The organism is Bradyrhizobium sp. (assembly GCF_049798375.1).
Classification (GTDB): Bacteria; Pseudomonadota; Alphaproteobacteria; order Rhizobiales; family Xanthobacteraceae; genus Bradyrhizobium.
Genome location: NZ_JBARGP010000755.1, coordinates 1 through 4,649 on the forward strand (window position 1 = coordinate 1; position 4,649 = coordinate 4,649).

Here is a 4,649-nt window from a genome sequence, read left to right on the forward strand (position 1 = left end):
TCGGCTGGCTGGCGCAGCGGCGGAATTTTCTGGCTGGCGATCGCCTGACCTACGCCGACCTTGCCGCCGCCGCGCATCTGTCGGCGATCGATTATCTGGGCGACGTGCCATGGATCGAGGACGACGCAGCAAAGGCGTGGTACGCGCGGGTGAAATCCCGCCCGTCGTTCCGCCCGCTGCTGAGCGACTGGCTGCCGGGCGTGCCGGCGTCGCGGACCTATGTGGACCTCGACTTCTGAGCGACGCGATCGAGCTTGCCGATCTGAAGATTAGGCTGGTCGACCAGGCCCGCGCGCTCGGCTTCGACCAACTCGGCGTGGCGCGGCCCGAAGCCACCGCGGAGCGCGCGCAATATTTCCTCGACTTCATCGCGGCTGGCTCCCATGGCGACATGGACTGGCTGGCACGCGAGCCGACGCGGCGAACCGATCCGCGCACACTGTGGTCCGAGGTGCGCTCGGTGATCATGCTGGGTGTGAATTACGGCCCCGACGAGGACCCGCTGACGGTCCTGCAGGCCCGCTCGCACGGTGCGATCTCGGTCTATGCGCGCGGCGACGACTATCACGAGGTGATCAAGAAACAGCTCAAGGCGCTGGCGCGCTGGCTGGTGGCGACAGCGCCCTGTGACGTCAAGGTGTTCATCGACACCGCGGCGGTGATGGAGAAGCCGTTGAGCCAGGCGGCCGGAATCGGCTGGCAGGGCAAGCACACCAATCTGGTATCGCGCAGCTTCGGCTCGTGGCTGTTTCTCGGCGCGATCTACACCACGCTGGATCTGCCCTGCGACGCGGGCGAGATCGATCATTGCGGCTCCTGCCGCGCTTGCCTCGACAGCTGCCCGACGGCGGCCTTCCCAGCACCTTACCAGCTCGATGCGCGGCGCTGCATCTCGTATCTGACCATCGAGAACAAAGGGCCGATACCCCACGAGTTTCGCAAGGCGATCGGCAACCGCATCTATGGCTGCGACGATTGCCTGGCCGCCTGCCCCTGGAACAAGTTCGCGCAACAGGGTCGCGAAGCCAAGCTCGCCGCCCGCGACGCCCTGCGCGCGCCATCGCTTGCCGAGTTGGCGGAGCTGGACGACCCGGCATTCCGCGCGCTGTTCACCAAATCGCCGGTCAAGCGCGTCGGCCGCGACCGCTTCATCCGCAATGTGCTGATCGCGATCGGCAACTCCGGTGACGCAACGCTCGCAGCAAGCGCGGAGCGGCTCTCAGGTGATTCGAGCCCGCTGGTGCGCGGGGCCGCAGTCTGGGCGCTGGCGCAATTGCTGCCGCGAGAGGCGGTCGAAACGCTCGCGACGGCGGCACTGGCTGACGAGACCGATCCTGATGTGCGCGAGGAATGGCTTGCCGCAACATCGCCTCGCCTCAGTCCGCCAGATGCCGCGCCATCTCCGGCCGCGCCTTCAGCTCCGCCCCCTGCCGCGCGATGATCTTGAGGACGCGCTCGGGCGCGAAATTCATCGCGACGAAAGCCGGCGCGGTGTTGGCGACCTCCCGGTAGTCCACGATCAGGCCGTCGCGCAGCGTCATGATGGCGACGCCCTCGAACATGGCGCGCGCGCCGTTCGCTTCGGGCAAGCTCGAGCGATAGCTGAAGGTGTAGCGGGCATAGAGCGTTCTGCCGTCACTGACGGGGTCATGCATGTCCCAGCGAAAATCACTGGCCGTGCGATAGAAATGATCGTCGATCATGGCGGTGATCGCCGCCCGCCCCTTGAATGCGCCATAGAAGACGTCGTGATAGACGCCGTCCTCGGTGAACAGCGCGGCAAAGCCCGCACCGTCGCGACGCTCGACGCCGGCGCAGAATGTGCGCAACAGGCGCGTGATCTCCATGGCAACCTCCCTCGATCGTTGGCAGGCAATTCAGCCGATTTCGGCCACCGCGGCAAGGATGCGGGCGATGTCCTGCGGACGCGACAGGCGGTGATCGCCATCCTGGATCATGGTCAGCACCACGTCGTCGGCCGGCAGTCGGTGCGCCAGCGCGAAAGCGTGCTGCCAGGGCACGTCGGGATCCTGCGCGCCCTGCAGGATGCGCACCGGACAGCCGACATTGATGGCGCTGCCGAGCAGCAGATGGTTGCGCCCTTCCTCGATCAATGCCCTGGTGATCGGATAGGGCTCGCCATATTCAGATGGTCTGAGCCAGACGCCGGTCTCCTCGATCTGCTTGCGGATCTCAGCCGAAAAGCCCTTCCACATCAGCTCCTCGGTGAAATCGGGCGCGGGCGCGATCAGCACCAGCCCGGCCAAGGTCGCGGCGCGCGGCTGCCTTGCCAGCTCGCGCGCCAGCAGCAGCGCCATCCAGCCGCCCATCGAAGAGCCGACCACCACCTGGGGGCCATGACAGAATTGCGAAAACACCGCGACGGCGTCCGCGAGCCAGCGCCCGATGGTGCCGTCGACAAAGCGGCCGCCTGATTCGCCATGGCCGGAATAGTCGAACCGGACGCAGGCCCGCCCCCGCTCGGCCGCCCAGGCATCCAGCGCCACCGCCTTGGTGCCCTGCATGTCCGAATTGAACCCGCCGAGCCAGAACAGGCCGGGGCCCTGCTCGGCCCCCTTCCCCCGGCGGGCGCGGACCGCGATCCGCCGCGCCGCTGCGCCCTCGCCGACGTCGATAAAGGCCGGCCCTGCAACGGAATCTTCGGAAGCGGTCATGGATCATTAGCCCTGTCTGCGGTGTTGTGTGTACCAAAGCGTCTGGTGAGCCGCTTACCGTCCGTCAACCCGGCGCGTACTTGTGGAACTGCCCTGCTTGCGAAAGCGCATCCTGCACTCTATGTGGCCTGCGGAACTGGATTGCCTGAGCTGGGCGCGCATTCCCTGATACAGCCCGTTTACGGGTTGAGCCGGAAAAATGACGAACCACGCATGTGCTACCTTGCCTGCAGCGGCATCTTCCATCACACTAGTGCCCTTCTTTAACAACCTTGGAGACCTACCCATTCGCCGCCCCAACAGAGCCCCGCCCGCTGCCGCCAAAGACGGGCCGCGCACCAACGACGAGATCCGCAATGCGCAGATCCAGCTGATCGACCAGAACGGCCAGAACCACGGCACCGTGGAAACGATGATGGCGATCAAGTTGGCCGTCGAGGCAGGCATGGATCTGGTCGAGATTCAGCCGAATGCCGCGCCTCCCGTCTGCAAGATCATGGATTACGGGAAGTATAAATATTCGGCGCAGAAGAAGGCCGCCGAGGCCCGCAAGAAGCAGAAGGTCGTCGAGATCAAGGAGATCAAGCTCCGCCCGATGATCGACGATCATGATTATGACGTGAAGATGCGGGCCATGCAGCGCTTCTTCGAGGAAGGCGACAAGGTCAAGATCACGCTGCGCTATCGGGGTCGCGAAATGGCGCACCAGGAGATCGGCACCAAGCTCCTGGACAAGGTCAAGACCGACGTGGCGGCTTACGCAAAGGTCGAGCAGGACGCCAGGTTCGAGGGCCGCCAGGTCGTCATGGTGCTGGCGCCACGCTGAGCTCGTCCGATTGAGGACGCGAGGACAGCCCGCCAAGCACTTGGCGGGCTTTTTCGTGCGGGTAGTCCACCGACCCGAATTTGCGGTTCGGCGTTGCCAATTCGCCCCGTCTCTGCCATAAGCGCAGCCTTCGTCGCCCGGCTGATTAAGGGCTGCCGTGGCGATGACTTCGTGCGGGGATTTTCTGATCGCAGAAAAACCTGAGCACTTCCAACGCTCTAACGAGCATTTTTGCTTGATGGCGCCGCCTTCGCGGGCGGCTTGCTATCGGCTTTGAGGAGAGCCAAATGCCCAAGCTGAAGACCAAATCCGGCGCTAAAAAGCGCTTCAAGGTGACTGCCACCGGCAAGGTGATGCACGCCCAGCGCGGCAAGCGCCACGGCATGATCAAGCGGACGAAGAAGCAGATCCGACAGCTCCGCGGCACCCGCGTGCTGTTCAAGACCGACGGCGACAACGTCAAGAAGTACTTCTTGCCGAACGCCTGACCGTACCAGCTGCATCTCGCTTGAGCCGCGTCAGAAGCGGCGAACCGTCATCTTTCGAATAAAGGATTTCCGTCATGGCTCGCGTCAAACGCGGTGTGACCGCCCACGCCAAGCACAAGAAAGTCTACAAGGCCGCCAAGGGTTTTCGTGGTCGCCGCAAAAACACCATCCGCGCCGCCAAGGCCGCGGTCGACAAGGCCGGCCAATATGCGTTCCGTGATCGCAAGCGCAAGAAGCGCACCTTCCGCGCGCTCTGGATCCAGCGCCTGAACGCCGCCGTGCGTCCCTTCGAGCTGACCTACAGCCGCTTTATCGACGGCCTGTCGAAGTCGGGCATCACCGTCGACCGCAAGGTGCTGTCGGATCTCGCGATCACCGAGCCGGCTGCGTTCCAGGCGATCGTCGAGAAGGCCAAGGCCGCCCTCGCCGCCTGATCTGTCCCGATAGAACGGACAAGCGCGCTGAAGCGGCCGATCGGATCGGCCGCTTTTTTGCGTTTGTGAGCCCGGCATCAGCCGGGTGTTTTAGCCTTGACCCTCGCGGCCCTCGCGGCCACAACCACCCGCAATTTCGCGGAGAAATCGCTGTGTCCGACCTCGCTACGCTCGAAACCTCCATCCTCGACCAGATCAGCGCTGCCGCCGATGAAGCCGCGTTAGA

At 64.4% G+C, this 4,649-nt stretch carries 7 protein-coding genes; 5 read left to right on the forward strand and 2 right to left on the reverse strand.

What is annotated here, in order from left to right; translation table 11 throughout:
- Both WA702_RS29015 and queG read left to right on the forward strand, forming a co-directional pair.
- Positions 1-239, forward strand: a 239-nt coding sequence (locus WA702_RS29015) for a glutathione S-transferase family protein (protein ID WP_425113974.1), incomplete at its 5' end; no start/stop codon positions are given.
- A complete protein-coding gene (gene queG / locus WA702_RS29020) occupies positions 188-1,441 on the forward strand; it encodes a tRNA epoxyqueuosine(34) reductase QueG (RefSeq protein ID WP_425113978.1) in 1,254 nt (417 codons plus the stop codon). The genes WA702_RS29015 and queG, both read left to right, overlap by 52 nt.
- Here queG and WA702_RS29025 read toward each other — a convergent pair.
- Together WA702_RS29025 and WA702_RS29030 are read right to left on the reverse strand one after the other, a co-directional pair.
- A complete protein-coding gene (locus WA702_RS29025; protein WP_425113975.1) occupies positions 1,377-1,847 on the reverse strand; it encodes a nuclear transport factor 2 family protein in 471 nt (156 codons plus the stop codon). The genes queG and WA702_RS29025 overlap by 65 nt on opposite strands.
- Positions 1,848-1,877: 30 nt before the next feature.
- Positions 1,878-2,675, reverse strand: coding sequence for an alpha/beta hydrolase (locus tag WA702_RS29030; protein WP_425113976.1), 798 nt, complete (start codon positions 2,673-2,675; stop codon positions 1,878-1,880).
- 286 nt (positions 2,676-2,961) lie between these two features.
- Between WA702_RS29030 and infC the strand changes: the two genes are divergently transcribed.
- The 3 genes from infC to rplT all read left to right on the forward strand — a co-directional run bounded on the left by infC (position 2,962) and on the right by rplT (position 4,423).
- Positions 2,962-3,501, forward strand: a complete 540-nt coding sequence (gene infC / locus WA702_RS29035) for a translation initiation factor IF-3 (RefSeq protein WP_425113979.1) — start codon at positions 2,962-2,964, stop codon at positions 3,499-3,501.
- 287 nt (positions 3,502-3,788) lie between these two features.
- Positions 3,789-3,989 (forward strand): 50S ribosomal protein L35, encoded by a 201-nt coding sequence (gene rpmI / locus WA702_RS29040; RefSeq protein WP_008539890.1) that lies wholly within the window; start codon positions 3,789-3,791, stop codon positions 3,987-3,989.
- 74 nt (positions 3,990-4,063) lie between these two features.
- Positions 4,064-4,423 (forward strand): 50S ribosomal protein L20, encoded by a 360-nt coding sequence (gene rplT / locus WA702_RS29045; RefSeq protein ID WP_425113977.1) that lies wholly within the window; start codon positions 4,064-4,066, stop codon positions 4,421-4,423.
- The last annotated feature ends 226 nt before the right edge of the window (positions 4,424-4,649 follow it).

Bases quoted from the DNA above. Each gene is read 5' to 3' on its own strand.
- WA702_RS29025 (WP_425113975.1), bottom strand. From the start codon at position 1,847: ATGGAGATCACGCGCCTGTTGCGCACATTCTGCGCCGGCGTCGAGCGT.
- WA702_RS29030 (WP_425113976.1), bottom strand. From the start codon at position 2,675: ATGACCGCTTCCGAAGATTCCGTTGCAGGGCCGGCCTTTATCGACGTC.
- rpmI (WP_008539890.1), top strand. From the start codon at position 3,789: ATGCCCAAGCTGAAGACCAAATCCGGCGCTAAAAAGCGCTTCAAGGTG.
- rplT (WP_425113977.1), top strand. From the start codon at position 4,064: ATGGCTCGCGTCAAACGCGGTGTGACCGCCCACGCCAAGCACAAGAAA.